This window comes from Thauera sp. DNT-1 (assembly GCF_055393985.1).
In genome coordinates, this window is the sequence record NZ_AP043752.1 from 785,716 (window position 1) to 807,686 (window position 21,971).

Here is a 21,971-nt window from a genome sequence, read left to right on the forward strand (position 1 = left end):
CATGTTGTGGCTGGCGATCCTGTTGCCGGCGTTGTCGCTGCAGGTCTTCACACGCGGCGTACGCGCCGCCCCACCGCTGGCGATCCTGTCGCCCCGGGGCCGGGTGCTGGCCGCCAGCGCGGCGGCGAGCGCGGCCGGCATCGAACCGGGGCAGCGTGCGGCGAGCGCCCTCGCCTTGCTGCCCGAACTGCGCCTGCAACCGCACGAGCCAGCGCGCGAAGCCGAAGCCCTCGCCGAGATCGCCACCTGGGCCGGGCGCTTCAGCCCGCGGATCAGCCTGTCCGCAGCGGACGCGGTGCTGCTGGAGATCTCCTCCTGCCTGCGCCTGTTCGGTGGCACGGCACAGATCGAATCCGCCTTGCGCGAAGGCCTTGCCGAGCTGGGCTTCACGGCCCTGCTGGCCTGCGCACCCACTCCACTGGCCGCGCGCTGGCTTGCACGGGCGGCCGCTCCTTCCGCCCTCTCCTGCCCCCCGACCGACGCGGCACTCCCCACCGACGCCGCCGGGCAAGACTGGCGCGCTGCGCTCGACCCGCTGCCGCTCGAACTCCTGAGCGAGGAAGACGCCTGCGACGCCGCCACGCTGGAGTTGCTCGCCGGACTCGGCCTGCGCACCCTTGGCGAGCTTCGCCGCCTGCCGCCCGCCGGACTCGCCCGCCGTGGTGCGCAGGCGGCCGCGCGGGCGCTGGCGCGGGCGCGCGGCGAGCTCGCCGATCCACGCCCCTGGTTCGAAGCGCCGCTGCGCTTCCACCACGGCATCGCCCTGCCCGCGCCGGAACTTCACGCCGAGGCCCTGCTCTTCGCCGCACGCCGCCTCTTCGCCAGCCTTGCCGCCTGGCTCGATGCCCGCCACGCGGCAGTCGACCGCTTCCGCCTGCGTTTCGGCCACGGCTCGCGACCGCCCACCGAACTCGAGTTCGCGCTCGGCCGCCCAAGCCGCGACGAGGGGCACTTCGCCCTGATCGTGCGCGAACGCCTGGCCATGCTCGAGCTGTCCGCCGAGGTCGACTCGATCACCCTGTGTGCGGAAAGCCCCGTGGCTGCCGACCCGCGCGCCCGGGACCTGTTCGGCGATCCTGCCCAGGCCGGAGAGGACGCCGCCCTGCTGCTTGCCCGCCTGCAGGCGCGACTTGGCGAGGAATGCGTGCAGCGCCTGGATCTTCGCGCCGATCACCGTCCCGAAGCCGCCTGGCGAAACACCGTGCCCTCCGCACAGGCGACCACTGCACGCGCCGGCCGCGACGCCGCTGCGGGGCCGGCCTCGACACGGACGGCATCGCCGCCGCCACGCACGACAGCAGGCCTGCGCCCGCTCTGGCTGCTGCCCGCGCCGCGTCCGATCTCCGCTCCCCGCTATACCCTGCTCGGCGCCGCCGAACGCATCGAGACCGGCTGGTGGGACGGCATGCCGGTCCGTCGCGACTACTACCTCGCGCGCGATGCCGACAACGTCCTGTGCTGGATCTTCGAGAGCCTGGATGCGCCGGGGCAGTGGTTCGTGCATGGGTATTTCGGCTGAAGACGCCGGTCCCGATCACGGTGCCGGAGCCCGCGACGAGGGCGGCGCGAGCCGGGACGGAGGATCGCCACTCGCGTCGCTCCCAGCGGGGTCCGAAGCTGCATCGTGCTGCGGTAACGTGCCGATTTTCGTGGGAGCGACGCAAGTCGCGATCACGACGACGCGCGAGCGCGTGACGGGAACTGCAGGGGCGCGGGGCTGTGCGCGTAGTACACTTCCCGGGCTCCGAACCTTTTCCACCGCCTCCATTCCCATGCCCGAGCCTTCCTCTTCCGTCACCGTTTCCGCTGAAACCCGCGCCCGCCCCCTGCCGGGCGACCTCGACCGGCGCCGCGCGCTGTTCGCGCTGCTGGTATGCGTGGTCGCGCTGCCTGCATCGTGGCTGTTGTTCAGCCAGCTCGAGCGCCTGTGGCCGGAGATCGTGCGCCTGGAGGGGCTCGGCTTCCTCGCGGCGGCCACCCTGCTCGGCGGCGTGATGGCGATCGGCCCGCTCGCTGCGGCGCTCGGCTTCCTGATCGCGGTGTGGTTCGGGGTGCGCAGCGTCTACAGCGCGCGCAGCCTCGCCACGCCGCTGCTCGACCGCGTCATCGTCGGCGCCGGGCTGCTGGTTTGGTTCATGCCCGCGCTGGCGGCGATCGCACAGGCGGTGCGCGCGCTGACCACAGGGCGGATCCACTTCGTGCGCCCGCCGCGCGACTACCTCCTCGCCACCGATCCGATCGCCTTCTGGCAGGGCGTCGGCTTCTGGCTGATCATCGCGGGGCTCGCCGGCTTCCTCGCCTGGCGCTACTGGCAGCCGAAGCTGTTCCCGGCGCACGACGCCGCCCCCGAGGCCTGAACGCGACCTGCCGCCGCGAGCGCGCCTGGCCGTGCGTGCCCGCTCCGTCACACCTTGCCGTCGTCCGCGGCTGCGCCTCGCGCACGGCAAGGCGGCGCATCACCCCCCCAACCAACCCCGCCGCAGCTTCGCTGCCGCGCTATCGGCGCGCGGCGCCAGCTTGAGCTCCTGGCGCTCGGCAGGCGGTGCAGCGAGCACCGCGCGGAAGCTCATCAGCTCGTCGCGACGGAAGAGATGCAGTTCCACCTCGTCGCCCGCACCACGACGGGCGAGCAGATCCTCCAGCCCCTTGGCGCTGGAGATCCTCAGCCCGTCGAGCGCGATCAGCACGTCCCCGGCCGAGACGCCCGCCGCCTGCGCCGGACCGTCGTCGTACACATTGGCGACCTTCGCCTCGCCACTGCCCCCGCCGAGCTTCATCCCGAGCACCGGCGCGGTCCCCGCCGCCTCGGCGCGCAGGCTCACGCCGAAGGGACGCAGCAGGCGCGCCAACGGCAGATCCTCGCAGCCGTCCACCGCCTTCTGCAGCCATTTCGCCAGGCGCGCGCCGAGGCGTTCGCCGCCCGCGTCGCGCACCGCGGCGAAGATGCCATCCTCCGGCACGCCCACGCCGGTGAGGCCGTGGCGCCGCCACAGCAGCCGCATCACGTCGTCCAGGCTGGCCGCACCCTCGCTGCCCGCGCGCAGCTGCAGGTCGAGCGCGAGCGCGATCAGCGCACCCTTGGCGTAGTAGCTGACGATGGCATTGGGTGCGTTCTCGTCCTGGCGGTAGTACTTGGTCCACGCGTCGAAGGAGGACTCCGCCACGCTCTGCTTGAGCCGGCCGCTGCCGCGCAAGACGTTGGCGATGGTCTTGCCGAGCAGCCCCAGGTAGTCATCGATGCCGATCACGCCGCTGCGCACCAGGGCGAGGTCGTCGTAATACGAGGTGAAGCCCTCGAAGGCCCACAGCAGCCGGGTGTGGTTCTCGCGCGCGAGATCGTAGGGCGTGAACGCCACCGGCTTGATGCGCTTGACGTTCCAGGTGTGGAAATACTCGTGGCTGCACAGGCCGAGGAAGCTCTTGTAGCCGTCGGGCAGACCCTCCATGCCCTTCCACGGCAGCTCGGCGCGGCTGCAGATCAGCGCGGTCGAGGCGCGATGCTCCAGCCCGCCGTAGCCCTCTCCCACCACCATGGTCAGGAAGGCGTAATAGTCCACCGGCGCCGGCGTGCCGAAGAGCGCGATCTGCCATTCGCATATGCGGCGCAGGTCGGCGCACAGGCGCTCGAGGTCGCAGTCGTGGCGGCCGGTGAGCGCGATGTCGTGCGGCACGCCCGCGGCCTCGAAGCGTGCCAGCGTGAAACGGCCCATCTCGACCGGGTGGTCGATGAGCTCGTCGTAGTCCGCGGCGCGGAAGCGGCCGAAGCGGCAGGCCTGGCCCGGGTGGCCGTGCTCGGGCGGCAGCGCGGTGACGAGCTTCCAGTCGCGCCCGCAGTCGCCCTCGGGGCGTTCGATGGTCACCACGCAAGGTGCTTCGGTACGCCCCGCCACCGCGAGGAAGACGCTCGTGCCGTTGAAGAAGCCGTGTGTGGTGTCGAGATGGGCGGTGCGCACCGACAGGTCCCAGGCATAGACCTCGTAATGCACGCTCAGCACGCGCGCGCCCGGCACCGCAGCCGCGCGCCAGGTGTGCTTGTCGAGCTTCTCCAGCGCGCAGGGCTCGCCGTCGGCCTCGGCACGCAGGCGCACGATGTTGCGCGCGAACTCGCGGATCATGTAGCTGCCCGGGATCCACGCCGGCAGGCTGAAGACCTGCCCCGCGGGGTCGGGCTCGGCCACCGTGCAGCTCACCTCGAAGAGGTGGGCGCCGGGGTTCGCCGGGCGGATGCGGTATTCGACCGCGGGCGGCGGACGGTCATGGAGCGCCGACGCGGCGGCGGACAAGCGGGTGGAACGGGCGGACATCGGCAGGCTCCGGCGGAACTCGTCTGGAAGAGGTCCAATCGTAACCGCATGGCCGGGCGCCGGGGAGGCGACAGAGGTGGGCAGCGATCTCCCGGCGCCCAACGGCGAACGCCCGGCGTGACGGCCGCGATCCGCGGATACCCGTCATCCCCATGGATCGATTACCGTGCGCATCACGCGAACGACTGATAGGTTCCTTCGAACTCGATGATGATCGACCGGAGTCCGCTCAGATCGAGCTCACTGTTGTACTCCCGGGGAATTCGGATTGACCACTGACAGAACGGCCCGATCATTTGTCGCTGCGCGTCCAGGAACCCGCCGGTCAGCACGGGCGCTGGTGTCGCCGCTGGTGCGCTGGTAACGGTGCCCGTCTCGGGTCTTGCTGCCGCCGCCGCACCTGCCGAAATTGTCGTGCCGTCGGGGGAGAGCGCACGTGCATCGTAGCGGTACTCGTGATGCACTTTTTGATGATTGACGGTGACCGGCACGTCGCTGGCGGTCACGATCGTCTCTACGCCGGGATGCGTAAACTGAATCACGTGAATGTTGTCCTTGGTCCTCATCCCGAGCGCGCACGCTCGAATGGCGGAGAGGCGGACGTTGGCCATTCCCGGGAAGTGTGTATGGTCGGTGTTGGTGTCCTTTCGCGCCGGAAGAATCGACACCAGCCCCTCGTTGCCGTTCATCAGCGTTGCGAACAGCAGGGGGTTCCGCGCTTTTGTGAACTCGATTCGGCAGGAGTTGCCCATGGGGACAAAAGCTTGAATGGTCGAAAGCCGCTTGTTCTCCTCTTTCAGTCGTCCGACGATGAAGTCGATCAACGCGGCTCTGAACGCGGTCGAGTTGATGTTGTCGGGCCGCTGCGAGCCAGCCATCAACTGCCGAAGCACGTCGACGAACACATCCTTGTTGCTCAAGGTGTGCATCGTGAATGCGCGGCTCGCCAGGTACAGCGTCTCCACGCACTGCTCGCGCGCGTGACGCCACAACGCGCTGCTGAACGCGGCCATCTGCGGCAGGCTGAGACCGGCCTGACTGACCCGCCAACTTTCGGTCTTGTTCTTGGCCGACCTTATGGCATCCGCCTGCGATCGCAGGTAGCACAATTCGGTAAGCGCGTCGTTGTACTCGGCAATCTTGGCATTCCGCGTCGCGACCAGTTCGATGTAGTGCGCCAGATCGTCGCTTAATTTCTTCGCTGTCGGACACTTGCTGAAGAATTCGGCGCAGATCGCATCAACCTGCCTGCGCGTCGCCATCAGGCGGCCTTGCTCGGTTCCGTCGGCGCTGATCAGTCCGTCACTGGCCTGTTTCAATCCGGTGAAGTCGGTGACTTCATTGGACAAGGACAGCACCTGACGGCTGAGATACGAACGATTCACCGTGGTGCCGTTGTCGGTCGCGATCTCGTTGGCAGTCTTCGAGATCAAATCGCCGGCCTGACTTGCAACGAGCGGTATCGCGAAGGCTGGCGCCTCAGGGTTGATGAAGGCCAACTGACCGATGGCGGACAACAGGGCTGCGGGCGTAAGGCCTGTGCCGAGCGTGACTTCATTTTCAAAATCGGTGAATTTCTTGATCAAGTGCACCGAGCCCTCGGCGCGGTTCGCCTCGAACTGCTGAACGGACGTCAGGGCCGCATTGACCTTGGCGACGCTGTCGGCTACGTCCGCCTCGAGCGCCGTCAATGTGCGGCTCTGACTCCCCGAGAGGTTGCCGAGAAAGCCGGCTCGCTCCTGCGCGTTCTTCAGCGCGCCTGCCAAGGCGCCGTGCGTCTGCTCTATGGCGCTGTATTCTGCGACCACCTCGGTCAGATCCGGCTGATAGCGGTCGATCGACCCAAGCGCGACGAAATCATGATCGTGCCCGAACAGGTTCCGCCCCTGTCGAAGCGACTCCAGCGTCATCGTCGCCGCTGCAGCAAGGTCGGCCTCTTTGCGCTCCGTAGCCATCCGGACAATCCATGACAGGGTTGCCTGCAGGCTGCCGACCGCTTCGCGGGTCTCGTTGGTGTTCGCATGAACGTTCGTGAAGAGAAAACGTTCGCGGCAACGCTCGAAGACCATGGGCAGAAGATCCCCACTCAGTTGCAACGCAAGCGATCTGTCATCGACGATCGACCAGCAGCCGGGATAGTTTGACGCGGGACTGATGCCTACACGTGTGGGCGGCGTCGCAACGGGCCTCGCGCCTTGCGCAGGGCGATTGGCATTGTTGGCGCCGACCTGCCCGCTTTGCCCCGGACCAAATCCGCGCCCTCGGATGTCCAAGCCACCATTGACGGCGCCATACCGGGGATCTACGGGTGCGGGCCCGCCTGGTGTTCCCGCTTTTCCGAACGTCTGCTCCGCCGGCAGCGCTTGCCCATCTGCCCCGTTCGCATCGATGGGCGTATGAATCTCATTCCACGAGCCCCACACTTTGGCGCGAGTCCACACTGCCCAGATATTCGCGATCGTTCCTTCGAAGGCCGTCTGCTCGGCCTCCACGCGAATGATCTGGTACGTCTTCGGGTCGACGGATGGAACTGCCGGCGGGCGGAGCGCGCCAATGGCGATCGTGCCAGGGCTGCCGGCAACTCCGCCGTAACCCGGAAGTCCGCAGACACCGCCGCCGCCGCTGTCGGCGCCGTTCTGGTGCCCATCCGGATCCCTGCCGCCCATGAAAGCGAGGAAATTGGGCTTGTAGCGCAGCGAGTCCATTTTGGGCGTACCGCCGTTTCCACCGTTGCCGCCGATTCCGGGTGATGCTCCGTTGCCGCCGATGCCCCCCGCAACCGACAGGCTCATGCCTGACATCGGAAAATCAAACCCCAGAAAATTCAGCGAAATGGTTCCGCCGTCGCCACCTGCCCCGCCGTTTCCACCGTGACCGCCACAGCCTCCAGCGCCCCCACGTGCCGACTCCGAATCGTTGTCATCCAGGTTGTCGATCCCGTTTCCGCCGCGTCCGCCAGGCTGGCCCTTCCCTCCGTTGCCGCCGAGGCCCCCACTGGCATCGAGGACCAACTGCGGTCCCCGAACCAGTCGATCGCACCAGATCGTGATCGAGCCCCCCTCGCCCCCCTTGCCACCATCCCCGCCCGGTTGACCGTTCGACCCAACGCCTCCTTCGTGCCGCCCTGGTTGTCCGTCCTGTCCCGCGGTCGCCGCCATTGGTTCTGTGCCGGCGGTCGTCTGGCCTCCGCTGCACCCATCCTTGCCACGACAACCGCTTACATCGATTCCCCCGTAATTGCCTGGGTTCAATGGGTCGGGCAGGAACTCCAGGCGCCGGCAGACGATCGTTACCTGCCGTCCGGGCAAGGTGATCACGCCTTCAACCACCACCTCGTCGCCATAGACCGTCAGATTGGTGGTCGCCGCAACGGTCCTCTCGTTCAGGACGTGACGCCTTGCCGTCAGCACCTGCTGCATCGCGACTGAATCGCCCGCCGCCGCGGGAACCAGAATCTCCGAATAGTAGGGGTCGAAAGGCGTTTCGCTGGTGGATGCAGGCGAAGTGCATTCGGTCGTGTTCATGACGTTTCACCTCGATTCGAACGCGCCGTTCTGGAACAGAAAGGTCAATTCCTTTGCGATTGCGGCGCGCAGCGCCGCGATGGGTGCACAGGCGCCATCCGCGATCTGTTCAATCGCCAGCGGGTCGCCCGCCGCCGCACGGCTGTCTTCTCCATTCAGGATCGAGCGGGTTCGCAGCGCATACGCGTCGAGGGTTTGCAGCAGCGTCGATGCGAGGTTCTGCAGTTTCTGCGGATCCAGCTTGGACTTCACCAACTGTTTCGTGAAGTCGTCCAGTTTGCTCGCCAAATCAGAATCGAACGCGGCATCGAGTACCTTGCGGACGCTCTTCCCGAGCAGGGCGTCGACCTCGCTGAACAGCCGTGACTTCGACGAGCGCCAGAACTCTGCGAGATCCTGCCCGTTGGCCAACGCGCTTGCGGCGGTCTGGAAGCTCTGTTCATATGCGGCGCTACGGTCCGAGGCGGCTGCAAGTCCGTTCTCTGTCAGGGCGATGACGCTGTCCAGTCGGTCCGACACGCTCTTGAGACGGCTGATGTCCCGTTCCAGCTTGGACACTTTCCGTGTCGCCTCGTCGCGCTGAGCGGCCGTCAGGTCCGGACCTTGCAATTCGATGCGGAGGCCGTCGAGCTCTGTCGTCCGATCATAAATCAGCTGCTCGCTGCGGGCCTTGTTGTCGCGCCTTTTCGCGAGCTCCGTCTCCATGTTCGCCCGCGCCTGTTCAATCAGATCACCCGCCTCATCCATGCCGGCGCGCTCGATCAACTGCTTGGTCTGCGTGCTCATCGTGATCGGCTCGACGATGCCGCCTGCGGCGATGGCATGCAGACGCTCGGCAATCTGCTCAGACAGGCCGGTCAGCGCGCTGCCGAGCAGTGACAGGCAGGCGATTTCGGCGCGATCTTGCAGGCGCATTCCCTCGAGGCGCGAATCGAGCGTTGCGCGGGCCGCGCGAATACTCTCTCGAAGGGCATCGGCTGCCGCGCCGATCCGATCGGGATCATATTCGGCCGCCGGACTGGTAGCCTCTTCCCACTCGGCCAATCGCTCTTCCAGACCTCGATCAATCGACTTGAAGTCCGCTTCCAAGCCTGCCCCGAAACGTTCGAGCGTGGAGGCTCCGAATTCGTAGGCGTCGGACGCCGTCTCACGTGCGCTCGCCCAGTAGTCGCCGAGATCCAGGCTGAACTTGGCGGCCCGCTCGACCAGCCTGCGATTCGGTCCCGGGATTTCTTCGCGCTTGGCAGGCTTGTACCCCTCCGCTTTGGGGTCTCTCGACATGGAGTGATCGTAGAAGTGTTGGGCGTCCGAGGTGAAGGAATGCGCGATATCTGCCAGATGTCGGGCGCCAGGCGACTCGTGCTCGATCGGCCGTACTGCAACTCGTGTCAAGCGACACGAAGATTTAACCCCCTGACGACATCTGGAATTGACCCCCTGGGTTAATCAACTCTCCGACGTGATCGGGGTGGGGGCAGCGGCCTTCTGCAGAAGGCCGCTGCGGCGCTTGTCGCGCAGCCGGTAGCTGTCGCCCCGGATCGTGATGACCTGGCTGTGGTGCAGCAGTCGGTCGAGGATGGCGGTAGCGGCCACCGCGTCGCCGAACACCTGCCCCCACTCGCCAACGGGCCGGTTGCTGGTGATCAGCATGCTGGCCCGCTCGTAGCGCCGCGACACCAGCTGGAAGAACAGGTGCGCAGCGGCCGGCTCGAGCGGCAGGTAGCCCAGCTCATCGATGATCAGCAGCTTGGGCTTGGAGAGCTGCAGCAGCTTCTCCTCGAGCCGTCCGTCGGCGTGCGCCTTCGTGAGCCCGGCCATCAGCGCTGCTGCCGAGGTGAAGAGCACCGTGTAGCCGCGATCCACCGCTTCGCGCCCGAGGGCGACCGCCAGGTGCGTCTTGCCTACGCCCGGCGGACCGAGCAGCAGCAGGGCCTGACCGTGCCCGATCCAGCGACCGGAGGACAGATCCCGGATCTGCCCTGGATCGATCGAGGGCTGCGCGTCGAAGTCGAAGCCTTCGAGCGTGCGCACGCACGGGAAACGGGCGAGCTTCATGCCCATCTGGATGCGTCGGGTGTCGCGCCGGGCGACCTCGCGCTCGGCCAGGAAGAGCAGCGCTTCGCGCAGTGTCATCTGCGCCCGGCTGGCTTCGTCGAGCAGGCTGTCGAGCTGGTCGCGGATCGCCGTGAGCCGCAGCCGGGTGAGCAGTTCGTCGAGTCGGTCGGCATCGATCATCACCAGCCTCCTCCGACGAGCGCTTCGTACTCGGCCAGCGGACGCAGCAGCGCATCGGTGGGCGGCGGCGCCTCGATCTGGGCCGGCGGCAGCGACCCACCCAGCAGGTGGCTGCGCTCGATGCTGCGACCGCGACTGCCGGCGAGCTCCGCATGGCGGGCGACTTCCTCGCCGGCGTACTCGACCACCACGGTGTCGGCGCTGACCACGACCGTCACCGTCTCGCCAATCAGCCGCCACGGCACGCTGTAGGCGTTGGTGTCGAGCTCGATGCAGCCCTCCGCATTGACTCGGCGCACGAGCTCGCGCACCTGCAGGAAGGGGGCGATCCCGGCAACCGGACGCAGGTGTTCACGCTCCAAGTCGAAGCGCTCAGCGGGCGTGACACCGGTCGTACCGTGGATGCGCACATCGGCCACCTCGCGCTGCCAGCGCGCCAGGTGCGCCTCCATCGCCGTCCAGCTCTCGAAAGCATGGCCGGCGATGGCGTTCTTCTTCACGTAGCCCACGCCGTTCTCGGTCTTGCCCTTGGTGCGCGCGCGAAACGGCGCGCACGCCTTGGCACGGATATCCCAGTGCCGGCAGAACGCCTCGAAGCGGCTGTTGAGTCGGACCTGGCGCGTCTGCGTGTCGTGTTTGTCGACCAGCGCCTTGGCGTTGTCGATGAGCAGCGTCTGCGGCCGTCCGCCGAAGTGGACAAACGCCGCCTCGATCCCAGCGAACCACGCACTCTGGCGCTCGTGCCGGAACGCGCACGCAAATCCCCGGCGCGAATAGCCCAGCGTCGCCACGAACAGGAACACTCGCACCGACTCGCCGCCGATCAGCACACGTGTCTGGCCGAAGTCGATCTGCATCTGTTCGCCCGGTCCGGTCTCGAAGCGGATCGTCGCACGGCGACTCGCCTCCAGTTCCTGGCGGAACCCTCGACACGCGCGCTCGACCGTGCGCAGGCTCGTCTCGATCCCCAATTCCTTGCTCAACTGCTGACGCACCACGTCGCAGTTGCCCCGGTGCTGCAGGAAACGCTCCCGCAGCCATGCGTCGTGACCGCCCAGCACGCTGGCACGCTGCGGCTGCCGGTACGCCACCGGCCCGCCCGCGTTCAGATACCGCCGCACCGTGTTGCGCGCGATGCCCAGCGCCTTCGCAATCCGCTTCGCACCCCAGCCCGATTGCCCCAACCGAACGATCGTCGTGACCGCCTCCGGCTCCAACATCTCCTGCACTCCGCAAACCAGACGGCGTACAGGATTCACCTCGATGTGCTTCGTTTCCAATGATGGCCTCCTCGCGAACGAGGGGGTCAGTTCCTCGTGTCGCTAGGGGGTCAATTTACGGTGTCGCCTGACAACTCGCTCCAGTGCCATGGCTGCATCCCTCCTCTTCCCAGGTTCGGTTGGTGGTTACGGCGGCCTACGCGTGAATACGTCGTCGTCGATCGACCAACGACGTGTCCCGGCTTGTGTCCGCCCGCATACGGGCCTGTAACATTCTAGACACTACAGGAAAGACTCGCCCGCTGCCGCCAAGGGGCACGCTTGGATTCCTTCACCGCACCGAACCTGTGGTTGCTGGCGAAGTGTCGTCGCATGTGGTTCGACTGGAGGGTCGGATGGTCGGTCGCGCCGACCCATTCGCACTTCCTGAGGCATGAGGAGCGCGCGGAGCTGGACACCTCGCATCCGGATGAGAGCTGGTGGAGGGCCGAGTTGCAGATGGTTCCGTCGACAAGAAAAAAGCCGGCTCGCGGGCCGGCTTTTTTCTGCTGTCTGGTGGGCGATACTGGGATCGAACCAGTGACTTCCACCGTGTGAAGGTGGCACTCTACCGCTGAGTTAATCGCCCGTCTCTGGAACCTGTTCCGTACGATTTCCGTACCTTCTTTGCAGGAGGGCACCAAGTCGTTGATTTACCTGGTGGGCGGTACTGGGATCGAACCAGTGACCCCTGCCGTGTGAAGGCAGTGCTCTACCGCTGAGCTAACCGCCCTCCCGAAAAGAGGCCGCATTTTAGAAGGCGAGTCGCCGGGCGTCAAGCGCGGCATCGCTCGCGCGGCGTTGCTCGCACGCACGCCCCCTGGCGATGCGGCGCCGCGCGGGCAACCGGAGCCGGGACACGCGCGACCGCTCAGCGCAGCGCAGCGTGGATCTGCTCCGCGAGCTTGCGGCTGACGCCCTCCACCCGGCACAGGTCCTCCACCGTCGCCTCGCGCACCCCGTCCAGCCCGCCGAAGGCGGCGAGCAGGTTGCGACGGCGCGAAGGGCCGACGCCGGGGACGTCCTCCAGCTTCGAGCCCACCCGCGCCTTGGCGCGCTTGGCGCGGTGCCCGGTGATGGCGAAGCGGTGAGCCTCGTCGCGGATCTCGACGATCAGGTGCAGCGCCGCCGACTCGCCGCCGAGCGCCAGACCCTCGCGCCCGTCGGGGAAGATCAGCGTCTCCAGACCCGCCTTGCGCCCCTCGCCCTTGGCCACGCCCACCATCGCCACCGCCTCCAGGCCGACCTCGGCGAGGATCGCCCGCGCCGCGCTCACCTGCCCCTTGCCGCCGTCGATCAGGATCAGGTCGGGGCACACACCCTCCCCGGCCGCGACCTTGCCATAGCGGCGCTCGAGCGCCTGGCGCATGGCGGCGAAGTCGTCGCCGCCGGTGATGCCGGCGATGTTGTAGCGGCGGTATTCGGCGCGCTTCATGGCGCCCGCCTCGCACACCACGCAGGACGCCACCGTGGCCTCGCCCATGGTGTGGCTGATGTCGAAGCATTCGATGCGCTGCGGCGCCTCGTCCATGCCGAGCGCCTCGCGCAGGGCCTCGAGACGCTGTTCGATGCGGCCGGTGTCGCGCGCGCGCGCCTGGATGGCGAGGTGGGCGTTCTTCTCTGCCATCTCCATCCACGCCTTTTCCGCCTCGAAGCGCGGCGACACCACGCCGGGCGGACGCTCGGTGATCTCGGCGAGCGTCTCCTTGACCGCCTCCGGCGGCAGGTTGACCAGGATGCGCGCCGGGATCGGGTGCTGGCTGTAGTGCTGCTCGACGAAGGCGAGCAGGCTGTCCACCGCACCCGACACCGCCGCACCGCTCGGGAACTGCGGGCGATCGCCGAGATGGCGGCCGCCGCGCACCATGGCGATGTTCACGCAGGTGAGTCCGTCGGCCTCGATCGCGGCGAGCACGTCCACATCTTCATCCTTGCGGCTGTCGACGAACTGCTTGTGCAGCACCGCCTGCAGCACGCGCACCTGATCGCGACAGGCCGCGGCCTCCTCAAAGGCGAGGCGCTCGGCGGCGGCCTGCATGCGATTCGTGAGGTCGTCGATCACCTCGCTCGCCTGGCCGTCGAGGAAGCGCGTGGCGAGCTTCACGTCCGCAGCGTAGGCGGCGGGCTCGACAAGACTGACGCAGGGCGCGGTGCAGCGCTTGATCTGGTGCAGCAGGCAGGGGCGCGAGCGGTTGGCGAAGACGGTGTTCTCGCAGGTGCGCAGCTGGAAGGTCTTCTGCAGCAGATGGATGCTCTCGCGCACCGCCCAGGCGTTCGGGAAGGGGCCGAAGTAGCGCGCGCCCTTGGTGAAGGCGCCGCGGTGGTAGGCCAGGCGCGGGAACTCGTCGGCGGAGAGCTCGATGTAGGGGTAGGTCTTGTCGTCGCGGAAGAGGATGTTGTAGCGCGGCGCGAGGCTCTTGATGAGGTTGTTCTCGAGGATCAGCGCCTCGGCCTCGGAGCGTGTGGCGGTGATGTCCACGCGCAGCACCTGCGCCACCATCATCGCGATGCGCGGGCTGGAGACGGTCTTCTGGAAGTAGCTGGAGACGCGACGCTTGAGGTTCTTCGCCTTGCCGACGTAGAGCACCTTGTCGTCGGCGCCGATCATGCGATAGACGCCCGGCTCCTCGGTCAGGGTGCGCAGGAAGGGCTTGGGGTCGAAGGCGGGGGCGGGCGTCGGGTCGGTCATGGGAGCAGGATGTTTGAGCAACGCCGCTGATCGCGACTTGCGTCGCTCCTACAGGGGAGTTCGCTACCGCTGCGCGGAATTATCCTTCCTTGCGCAGGACTTCGGTACGTTGCTCACCGATGGTGGCGGCGGTCATGGTTGGCGCGGCGCTCTTGTCCTCGGGAATGGACGCGAGGTGCTCGCGGGCCCGGAGGTAGGGGGCGTGCAGTTCGAGTGCGAAGGGGTCGGCAAGCCAGGCTGGCCTGGCCGTGTCCGGCAAGATCGCGGCGAGTCGGGCCAGGTTGCCGGCGTCCAGGTCCGGCGCCCAGCGATCCAGCAGCTCGGCCGCGAGGTCAGGTCGATTGCACACCAGCAGCATGTCGCAGCCGGCCGCGTAGGCTGCTTTCGCACGGCCGACGATGTCACCGGCGACGCGGGCGCCTTCCATGTTGAGATCGTCGCTGAAGATCACCCACTGGAAGCCGAGGCGGTCGCGCAGCACCTCCTTCAGCCAGAACGGCGAGAAGCCTGCGGGCTGCGGTTCGGGGCTGGGGTCGGCGTTGGGGTAGACGACGTGGGCGGGCATGACGCCGGCGAGCTGGCGGCCGAGACGATGGCGGTAGGGGGCGATGTCCTCGTTCCAAACCGTGTCGAAGTCGCGCTCGTCCACCGGCACGTCGTGGTGCGAGTCGGCCTCGACGAAGCCGTGGCCGGGGAAGTGCTTGCCCACGCAGCCCATGCCCGCCTCCGCCATGCCGGCGCACAGCGCCTGCGCGAGCGCCGCGACCACCTGCGGATCGCGATGGAAGGCGCGGTTGCCGATCGCGCGGCAGCAGCCGTAGTCGAGATCCAGCACCGGGGTGAAGCTCAGGTCGACCCCGTGCGCGCGCAGCTCGGCGGCGAGCACGACGCCGGTGGCGCGCGCCGCGTCGAGCGCCACCAGATGGTCCTGCGCCCACAAGGCGCCGAGGCTGCGCATCGACGGCAGGCGGGTGAAGCCGTCGGTGCGGAAGCGCTGCACCCTGCCGCCTTCGTGGTCGACCGCGATGATCAGCGCCGGGTCGCGCAGCCCGCGGATCTCGGCGGTGAGCGCGCGCAGCTGCTCGGAGCCGGTGTAGTTGCGCGCGAACAGGATCACCCCGCCGACCAGAGGGTCGCGCAGGCGTTCGCGCTCCTCGTCGGTGAGCGCGGTGCCGGCGACATCGATCATGACGGGGCCGCGTGGGCGGCGGATGGGTGGATTCATGTTCTGGAGGCTCCGGGGCTCACACGCTTTCGATCAGGGCGAACGCGACGATGTGCTCGTCCTCGTCGCTGATGCTGAGGTGGGCGCGCAGCGCGTTGTCCCGCATGTGCGCGGCGAGGCGCTCGTCATAGCGGTATTCGGGCTTGCCGCGCGCGTCGTGGCCGACCGCAACCGCGTGCAGCGTGGCCGGCACCGCGACGCCGGTGCCGAGCGCCTTGCCGAAGGCTTCCTTGGCGGCGAAGCGCTTGGCGAGGAAGCGCGCCGGGTCGCGATGGGCGCGCCAGGCCTCGACCTCGCTCGCGGCCAGGATGCGCAGGGCGAAACGCTCGCCGTGGCGCTCGAGCGCCTCGCGCATCCGACGCAGTTGCACGAGATCGGTGCCGATGCCGTGGATCATGCTTGCACGCTCGCACACAGGCTCGCGCGCGCCCCTGTGGGAGCGGCGCAAGCCGCGAATGCGGCGCCCGGATCCACTCCACCGCCCGGATTGGGTGCAGCATTCGCGGCTTGCGCCGCTCCTGCAGGGGGACGCCGGCGCGCTGCGCTGTCGGCGGGTGCAAGGGGGCAGGGGCGCGGCACGCGCATCGCGCTTCCTCAGGCGCCCTGCGCCGCTTCGCGCATCAGCCGCTTCATCTCGGCGACCGCCGCGCGCAGGCCCACGAACACCGCACGGCTGACGATCGAATGCCCGATGTGCAGCTCGCGGATGCCGTGCAGGCGGGCGATCGGCTCGACGTTGTAGTAGTTGAGCGCGTGGCCGGCGTTGAAGCGCATGCCCAGGCTGCGCACCACTTCACCCGCCGTGCGGATCTTGTCGAGCTCGGCGAGCACCGCCGGCGCCTCGGCGTCGCGTCCGGCGGCGTGGAAGGCGTGGGCGTAGGGGCCGGTGTGGATCTCGCACACGCGCGCGCCGATGCGCGCGGCGGCCTCGATCTGCTCGGGCTCGGCGTCGATGAACACGCTGGTGACGATTCCGGCGTCGGCGAGGCGGGCGATCACGTCCTTCAGGCGCGTCTCCTGCGCGAGCACGTCGAGCCCACCCTCGGTGGTGATCTCGTGGCGGCCCTCGGGCACCAGCATCGCCATCTGCGGCTTCGTGCGGCAGGCGATGGCGACCATCTCGTCGGTGGCCGCCATCTCGAGGTTGAGCTTGACCTGGGTGAGCTCGGCGAGCCGGCGCACGTCCTCGTCGCCGATGTGGCGGCGGTCCTCGCGCAGGTGGATGGTGATGCCGTCGGCACCACCGAGGTGGGCTTCCACGGCGGCCCACACCGGATCGGGTTCCCAGGTGCGGCGGGCCTGGCGCAGCGTGGCGACGTGGTCGATGTTGACGCCGAGTTCGATCATCAGAGCTCCTGCAATTCCTTGAGCACCCGGCGCGACTGCAGCGGCTGGCCGCCCAGGGTGTGGTTGATCAGCATGCGCAGCAGCTGCTTGGACTGGCCCAGCGTCTCCGCACGCGAGAAGTCGCCGGCCGCCATGTCGAGCAGGGTCTGACCGGAGAGCAGCGGCTGCTCGCCGAGCGCGGCAGGGTCGAGGGCAGCACCCTCTTCCTCCAGCGCCTCCAGCCTCACCGGACCGCGCTCGATTATATAAAGGTAGCGCCCCTCGGGCCGCACCGGCTCGCCGCTGTCGCCCTCGTTCGCGAGCCCGGCCTCGTAGCCGAGCTCCTGCAGCAGGGCGAGCTCGAAGCGACGCAGGATGGGCGACTCCGCCTCGCCGCGGCCGAGCGCACGCACCGCCTCGGCGTAGGCGTCGAAGAGGCGCGGGTGGGGATCTTCACGTGCGGTCAGGCGCACCAGCAGCTCGTTGAGGTAGTAGCCGCAGATCAGCGCGCGCCCGATCAGCAGCGGCTGCCCGCCCTGCCATTCGGCACGCACCAGGGTCTTGACCTCGCCACCGCCAGACCAATCCATCCACAGCGGCTGGAAGGCGAGCAGCACGCCGCGCAACTGCGAGTGCGGGCGGCGCGCACCCTTTGCGACCAGGGCGACGCGGCCATGCTCGCGCGCGAAGATCTCGACGATCAGGCTGGTCTCGCGCCACGGGTAGGTATGCAGCACCCAGGCCGGCTGCTGCTCGATGCGCTGCTTGGCTGCCGCCATGACCCGGGGTCCGGATCACTCGTAGCCGAGGCTCTTCAGCGCGCGCTCGTCGTCGGCCCAGCCGCTCTTGACCTTGACCCAGACCTCGAGGAAGACCTTGCCGTCGAAGAGCTTCTCGAGTTCGACGCGGGCCTCGCTGGAGATGCGCTTGAGCTTCTCGCCACCGCGGCCGATGACCATGGACTTGTGGCCGGGCTTGTCGACGATCACCGCGGCGTAGATGCGGCGCAGGTTGCCCTCGACCTCGAATTTCTCGATCTCGACCGCGATCCCGTAGGGCAGTTCGTCGCCGAGCAGGCGGAAGAGCTTCTCGCGCAGGAATTCGGAGGCGAGGAAGCGCTCGCTGCGGTCGGTGATCTCGTCTTCCTCGAACATCGGCGTACCGACCGGCAGCAGGGGCGTGGCGGCCTTGACCAGCTCGTCGACGTTGCGTCCCTTCTCGGCCGACAGCGGCACGATCTCGGTGAAGTCGCGCGCCTCGCGCACCTGGGCGATGAAGGGCAGCAGGCGGGTCTTGTCCTTCAACTGGTCGACCTTGTTGATGACCAGGATCACCTTCGAGGACTCGGGGATCACCGCCAGCACCTTGCGGTCGTCCTCGGTGAAGCGCCCGGCTTCGATGACGAAGAACACCAGATCGACGTCGGCCAGCACCTGCGACACGGTGCGGTTCATCGAACGGTTGAGCGCGTTGCGGTGATGGGTCTGGAAGCCGGGGGTGTCCACGAACACGAACTGCGCGCCCGGCTCGGTGAGAATGCCGGTGACGCGGTGTCGGGTGGTCTGCGCCTTGCTGGAGACGATGCTGATCTTCTGCCCGATCAGACGGTTGAGCAGCGTCGACTTGCCGACGTTGGGGCGACCGACGATGGCGACGAAGCCGGCGCGAAAGCCGTCCTCGCCGGTGGGCTGGTCGCTGAGGGGAGTCTGGGACGCGTCGCTCATTTCTTTCTCACCGCGGCGAGCGCGAGCTCGGCCGACTGTTGTTCGGCGATGCGCCGGCTCGGGCCGCGGCCCAGCGTGCGTACCGCGAGTTTGGGGATTTCGCAGGCGACCTCGAACTCCTGCGCGTGGGCTTCGCCGACGATCTCGACCATGGTGTAGCTCGGCACCGGAATGCGGCGCGCCTGCAGCCATTCCTGCAGCGCGGTCTTGGGGTCCTTGCTCGGCTTGCACGGATCGACTTCGGCGATCAGCGGTGCGTAGAGGCGGTCGATGACCCCCTTCGCCGCTTCGAAGCCGGCGTCCAGATAGACCGCGGCGAACAGCGCTTCGAGCGCATCGGCGAGGATGGACGGGCGCCGGCTGCCGCCGGACTTGAGCTCGCCCTCGCCCAGGCGCAGGCAGTCGCCGAGCTCGAGCTCGAGCGCGAGGCGGTGCAGCGTGTCCTGGCGCACCAGCGAGGCGCGCACCCGCGACAGCTCTCCCTCGCGCAGCTCGCCGAAGCGGCCAAACAGCGCGATCGACACCACGCAGTCGAGGACGGCGTCGCCGAGGAACTCGAAACGCTCGTTGTTGGGCTGCCCGAAGCTGCGATGGGTCAGCGCCTCCTGCAGCAGGCGGACATCGGAGAACGCGTGGCCCAGGCGCGCCTGAAGTCGATCCGGCATCATCGGCTCAGCGCGGCTCGCTGCTCGGATGCAGGTCGATCGACAGGCTGACGTTGGCGAGCAGGGGAATCTTGCGGGTGTACTCGACGTCGATGACGGTGCGGACACCCGACTTGTCGATCGTCAGATCCGCGCCACCGACGCTGCTCACGTCGTCGATCTGCCGGCGCCGATCGAAGCTGCGCCGCACCTCGATCAGGCTCGCCCCCTTGTCGGACTCGTCGGCGACGATTCCGAGGATGCGCTTGATGGCGAGATACTCGTTGATCACCGGAACGCTGCGGAACCCGACGACGAGCACGAAGGCCGCGATCACGCCGGTCACCAGCACGCCCAGAAGCGTGAGCCCGCGTTGGGAACGCATCTTCATCTCCACCCCCATTTCAGTCGAAGCCGCCGATCCGCTTCATGTCGCCGAAGTTGAACCAGATGAAGAAGGCACGCCCGACGATGTTCTGGTCCGGCACGAAGCCCCACACGCGGCTGTCGCTGCTGGCGTCGCGATTGTCGCCGAGCACGAAGTAGTGCCCGGCCGGCACCGTGCAGCGCACGCCCGCATGCACGTAGGTGCAATGCTCGCGCCCGGGGAAGTTGAGCACCTGCGGCACGTAGGCCGGCGCGTCGCGCTCGATCAGCACAGAGTGCTCGACCTCGCCGAGCCTCTCGACGTATTTCGGCGAGTAGTACAGCCGATCCGGATGCAGGTAGCTGCCGTCCTCACGGATCGGCACCGCCTCGCCGTTGATGGTGAGGCGCTTGTCGATGTATTCGACGCGGTCGCCGGGCAGGCCGACCACGCGCTTGATGTAGTCCATCGACGGATCGGCCGGATAGCGGAAGACCATGACGTCGCCGCGCTGCGGATCGTTCACGGCGACGATCTTGCGGTTGATCACCGGCAGGCGGATCCCGTAGGTCCACTTGTTGACCAGGATGAAGTCGCCCACCAGCAAGGTCGGGATCATCGAACCGGAAGGGATCTTGAAAGGCTCGACGACGAAGGAGCGCAGGCCGAACACGATCAGGATCACCGGGAAGAAGCTCGCGCCGTACTCCACCCACCACGGGTCGGGCGTGCCCGCGGGACGCAGCTTGCGCGCGTGAAAGCGGTCGACGGACCACAGCGCGCCGGAGGCGATCAGCAACAGGAACAGGATCAGGGCAAAGTTCATGCGGTTTCCGTCTTAGGCCGGCCCCCAGGGCCGGCGTCGATCACTTGCCTTCGTCGGTGCGCAGCACGGCGAGGAAGGCTTCCTGCGGGATCTCGACGTTGCCGACCTGCTTCATGCGCTTCTTGCCTTCCTTCTGCTTCTCGAGCAGCTTCTTCTTGCGCGTGATGTCGCCGCCGTAGCACTTGGCGAGCACGTTCTTGCGCAGGGCCTTGATGGTCTCGCGCGCGATGATGTGCGCACCGATCGCCGCCTGCACCGGCACGTCGAACATCTGCCGCGGGATCAGGCCGCGCAGCTTGGCGGCGAGCTCGCGGCCGCGATACTGCGCGCTGGCGCGGTGCACGATGACGGACAGCGCGTCCACCTTCTCGCCGCCCACCATGAGGTCGAGCTTGACGAGGTCGGCCGTGCGGTACTCCTTGAAATCGTAGTCGAGCGAGGCGTAGCCGCGCGACACCGACTTGAGCCTGTCGAAGAAGTCCATCACGACTTCGTTCATGGGCATCTCGTAGATCAGCTGCACCTGGCGGCCGTGGTAGCGCATGTCGATCTGGTTGCCGCGCTTCTGGTTGCACAGCGTGATCACCGGTCCGACGTAGTCCTGCGGCAGGAAAATGGTCGCGGTGATGATCGGTTCGCGGATCTCCTGGTACTTGCCGGGCTCCGGCAGCTTGGCCGGATTCTCGATGCGGATGATCGAGTTGTCGTTCAGTACCACCTCGTAGACCACCGTCGGCGCGGTGGTGATGAGGTCCATGTCGAACTCGCGCTCGAGGCGCTCCTGCACGATGTCCATGTGCAGCAGGCCGAGGAAGCCGCAGCGGAAGCCGAAGCCGAGCGCCTGCGAGACCTCGGGCTCGAACTGCAGCGAGGAGTCGTTCAAGCGCAACTTTTCGAGCGAGTCGCGCAGTTGGTCGTATTCGGAAGATTCCACAGGATACAGGCCGGCGAAGACCTGCGGCTTGATCTCCTTGAAGCCGGGCAGCGGCGCACTCGCCGGCTTGTTGGCGAGCGTGATCGTGTCGCCCACCTTGGCTGCCTCGATCTCCTTGATGCCGGCGATGACGAAGCCCACCTCGCCCGCGCGCAGCGCATCCCGGCCCACCGAGCGCGGCGTGAACACGCCCACCTGGTCGCAGGGATACTGCAAGCCGTTCGACATCAGCAGGATGCGGTCCTTGGGCTTGAGTTCGCCGTCGACGACGCGCACCAGCATGACCACGCCGACGTAGTTGTCGAACCAGGAGTCGATGATCAGCGCCTTCAGCGGCCCGTCGGGCTCGCCCTGGGGCGGCGGCACCCGGGCGACGATGGCCTCGAGCACCTCCTCCACGCCCAGGCCGGTCTTGGCCGAGCACAGGATGGCCTCGGAGGCATCGACCCCGATGACGTCCTCGATCTCACCGCGCGCGTTCTCGGGGTCGGCCGCGGGCAGGTCGATCTTGTTGAGCACCGGCACCACCTCGACGTCGAGGTCGAGCGCGGTGTAGCAGTTGGCCACGGTCTGCGCCTCGACGCCCTGCGAGGCATCGACCACCAGCAGCGCGCCCTCGCAGGCGGCAAGCGAGCGGCTGACCTCGTAGGAGAAGTCGACGTGTCCCGGCGTATCGATGAGGTTGAGGTTGTAGACCTGCCCGTCCTTGGCCTTGTAGTGCAGGGCCGCGGTCTGCGCCTTGATCGTGATGCCGCGCTCGCGCTCGATATCCATCGAGTCGAGCACCTGCTCCTCCATCTCGCGCTCGGACAGGCCGCCGCAGAAGTGGATGAGTCGGTCGGCCAGGGTCGATTTGCCGTGGTCGATGTGGGCAATGATGGAGAAGTTTCGGATGTGCTTCATTTGAAACGAAA

At 67.6% G+C, this 21,971-nt stretch carries 17 protein-coding genes and 2 tRNA genes; 2 read left to right on the plus strand and 17 right to left on the minus strand.

Going from position 1 to position 21,971, the window contains the following annotated elements:
• The first annotated feature begins 1 nt into the window (after window position 1).
• Together ACZ5PP_RS03730 and ACZ5PP_RS03735 are read left to right on the plus strand one after the other, a co-directional pair.
• On the plus strand, window positions 2-1,519 hold the full coding sequence (locus tag ACZ5PP_RS03730; RefSeq protein ID WP_012585472.1) for a Y-family DNA polymerase: 1,518 nt from the start codon (window positions 2-4) through the stop codon (window positions 1,517-1,519).
• A 253-nt stretch (window positions 1,520-1,772) separates the two neighbouring features.
• Window positions 1,773-2,357: a hypothetical protein gene (locus tag ACZ5PP_RS03735; RefSeq protein ID WP_004302682.1), complete on the plus strand. Its 585-nt coding sequence runs from the start codon at window positions 1,773-1,775 to the stop codon at window positions 2,355-2,357.
• A 99-nt stretch (window positions 2,358-2,456) separates the two neighbouring features.
• On the opposite strand, the gene ACZ5PP_RS03740 is transcribed toward ACZ5PP_RS03735, so the two are convergent.
• From ACZ5PP_RS03740 to lepA, 17 genes are all read right to left on the minus strand, one after another.
• Entirely contained in the window at window positions 2,457-4,304 is a 1,848-nt protein-coding gene (locus ACZ5PP_RS03740; protein ID WP_464826768.1) for a M61 family metallopeptidase, read from the minus strand.
• Window positions 4,305-4,477: 173 nt separating this feature from the next.
• A complete protein-coding gene (locus ACZ5PP_RS03745; protein ID WP_464826769.1) occupies window positions 4,478-7,828 on the minus strand; it encodes a hypothetical protein in 3,351 nt (1,116 codons plus the stop codon).
• Between the two features lie 6 nt (window positions 7,829-7,834).
• On the minus strand, window positions 7,835-9,109 hold the full coding sequence (locus tag ACZ5PP_RS03750) for a coiled-coil domain-containing protein (RefSeq protein ID WP_012585475.1): 1,275 nt from the start codon (window positions 9,107-9,109) through the stop codon (window positions 7,835-7,837).
• A 165-nt stretch (window positions 9,110-9,274) separates the two neighbouring features.
• Complete coding sequence (gene istB / locus ACZ5PP_RS03755; RefSeq protein ID WP_004299423.1) at window positions 9,275-10,063, minus strand: IS21-like element helper ATPase IstB; 789 nt, start codon at window positions 10,061-10,063, stop codon at window positions 9,275-9,277.
• Window positions 10,063-11,283: an IS21 family transposase gene (gene istA / locus ACZ5PP_RS03760; RefSeq protein ID WP_004299421.1), complete on the minus strand. Its 1,221-nt coding sequence runs from the start codon at window positions 11,281-11,283 to the stop codon at window positions 10,063-10,065. Before istA ends, istB begins: the two co-directional genes overlap by 1 nt.
• Window positions 11,284-11,836: 553 nt before the next feature.
• Window positions 11,837-11,911: transfer RNA gene (locus ACZ5PP_RS03765), tRNA-Val, on the minus strand.
• A gap of 69 nt (window positions 11,912-11,980) precedes the next feature.
• Window positions 11,981-12,055, minus strand: a tRNA-Val gene (locus ACZ5PP_RS03770).
• A gap of 138 nt (window positions 12,056-12,193) precedes the next feature.
• Window positions 12,194-14,011, minus strand: a complete 1,818-nt coding sequence (gene uvrC, locus ACZ5PP_RS03775) for an excinuclease ABC subunit UvrC (RefSeq protein WP_004302690.1) — start codon at window positions 14,009-14,011, stop codon at window positions 12,194-12,196.
• A 79-nt stretch (window positions 14,012-14,090) separates the two neighbouring features.
• Window positions 14,091-15,236, minus strand: a complete 1,146-nt coding sequence (gene nagZ, locus ACZ5PP_RS03780; protein WP_004302692.1) for a beta-N-acetylhexosaminidase — start codon at window positions 15,234-15,236, stop codon at window positions 14,091-14,093.
• 19 nt (window positions 15,237-15,255) lie between these two features.
• The gene (gene acpS / locus ACZ5PP_RS03785) at window positions 15,256-15,633 is read right to left on the minus strand and encodes a holo-ACP synthase (protein ID WP_004302693.1); all 378 of its coding nucleotides are present in this window, start codon (window positions 15,631-15,633) and stop codon (window positions 15,256-15,258) included.
• Between the two features lie 197 nt (window positions 15,634-15,830).
• Window positions 15,831-16,583, minus strand: coding sequence for a pyridoxine 5'-phosphate synthase (locus ACZ5PP_RS03790; RefSeq protein WP_012585476.1), 753 nt, complete (start codon window positions 16,581-16,583; stop codon window positions 15,831-15,833).
• Entirely contained in the window at window positions 16,583-17,341 is a 759-nt protein-coding gene (gene recO, locus ACZ5PP_RS03795; protein WP_004302698.1) for a DNA repair protein RecO, read from the minus strand. Before recO ends, ACZ5PP_RS03790 begins: the two co-directional genes overlap by 1 nt.
• A 15-nt stretch (window positions 17,342-17,356) precedes the next feature.
• On the minus strand, window positions 17,357-18,286 hold the full coding sequence (era, locus tag ACZ5PP_RS03800; protein ID WP_004302700.1) for a GTPase Era: 930 nt from the start codon (window positions 18,284-18,286) through the stop codon (window positions 17,357-17,359).
• Entirely contained in the window at window positions 18,283-18,954 is a 672-nt protein-coding gene (gene rnc / locus ACZ5PP_RS03805) for a ribonuclease III (RefSeq protein WP_004302702.1), read from the minus strand. The genes era and rnc overlap by 4 nt, the downstream gene beginning before the upstream one ends.
• A 4-nt stretch (window positions 18,955-18,958) precedes the next feature.
• On the minus strand, window positions 18,959-19,321 hold the full coding sequence (locus tag ACZ5PP_RS03810) for a DUF4845 domain-containing protein (RefSeq protein WP_012585478.1): 363 nt from the start codon (window positions 19,319-19,321) through the stop codon (window positions 18,959-18,961).
• A 13-nt stretch (window positions 19,322-19,334) separates the two neighbouring features.
• Window positions 19,335-20,123 carry a signal peptidase I gene (gene lepB, locus ACZ5PP_RS03815; RefSeq protein ID WP_004302705.1) on the minus strand — a complete coding sequence of 263 codons (789 nt, stop codon included), beginning with the start codon at window positions 20,121-20,123 and terminating at the stop codon, window positions 19,335-19,337.
• Between the two features lie 40 nt (window positions 20,124-20,163).
• Window positions 20,164-21,960, minus strand: a complete 1,797-nt coding sequence (lepA, locus tag ACZ5PP_RS03820; protein ID WP_004302707.1) for a translation elongation factor 4 — start codon at window positions 21,958-21,960, stop codon at window positions 20,164-20,166.
• Window positions 21,961-21,971 lie beyond the last annotated feature (11 nt).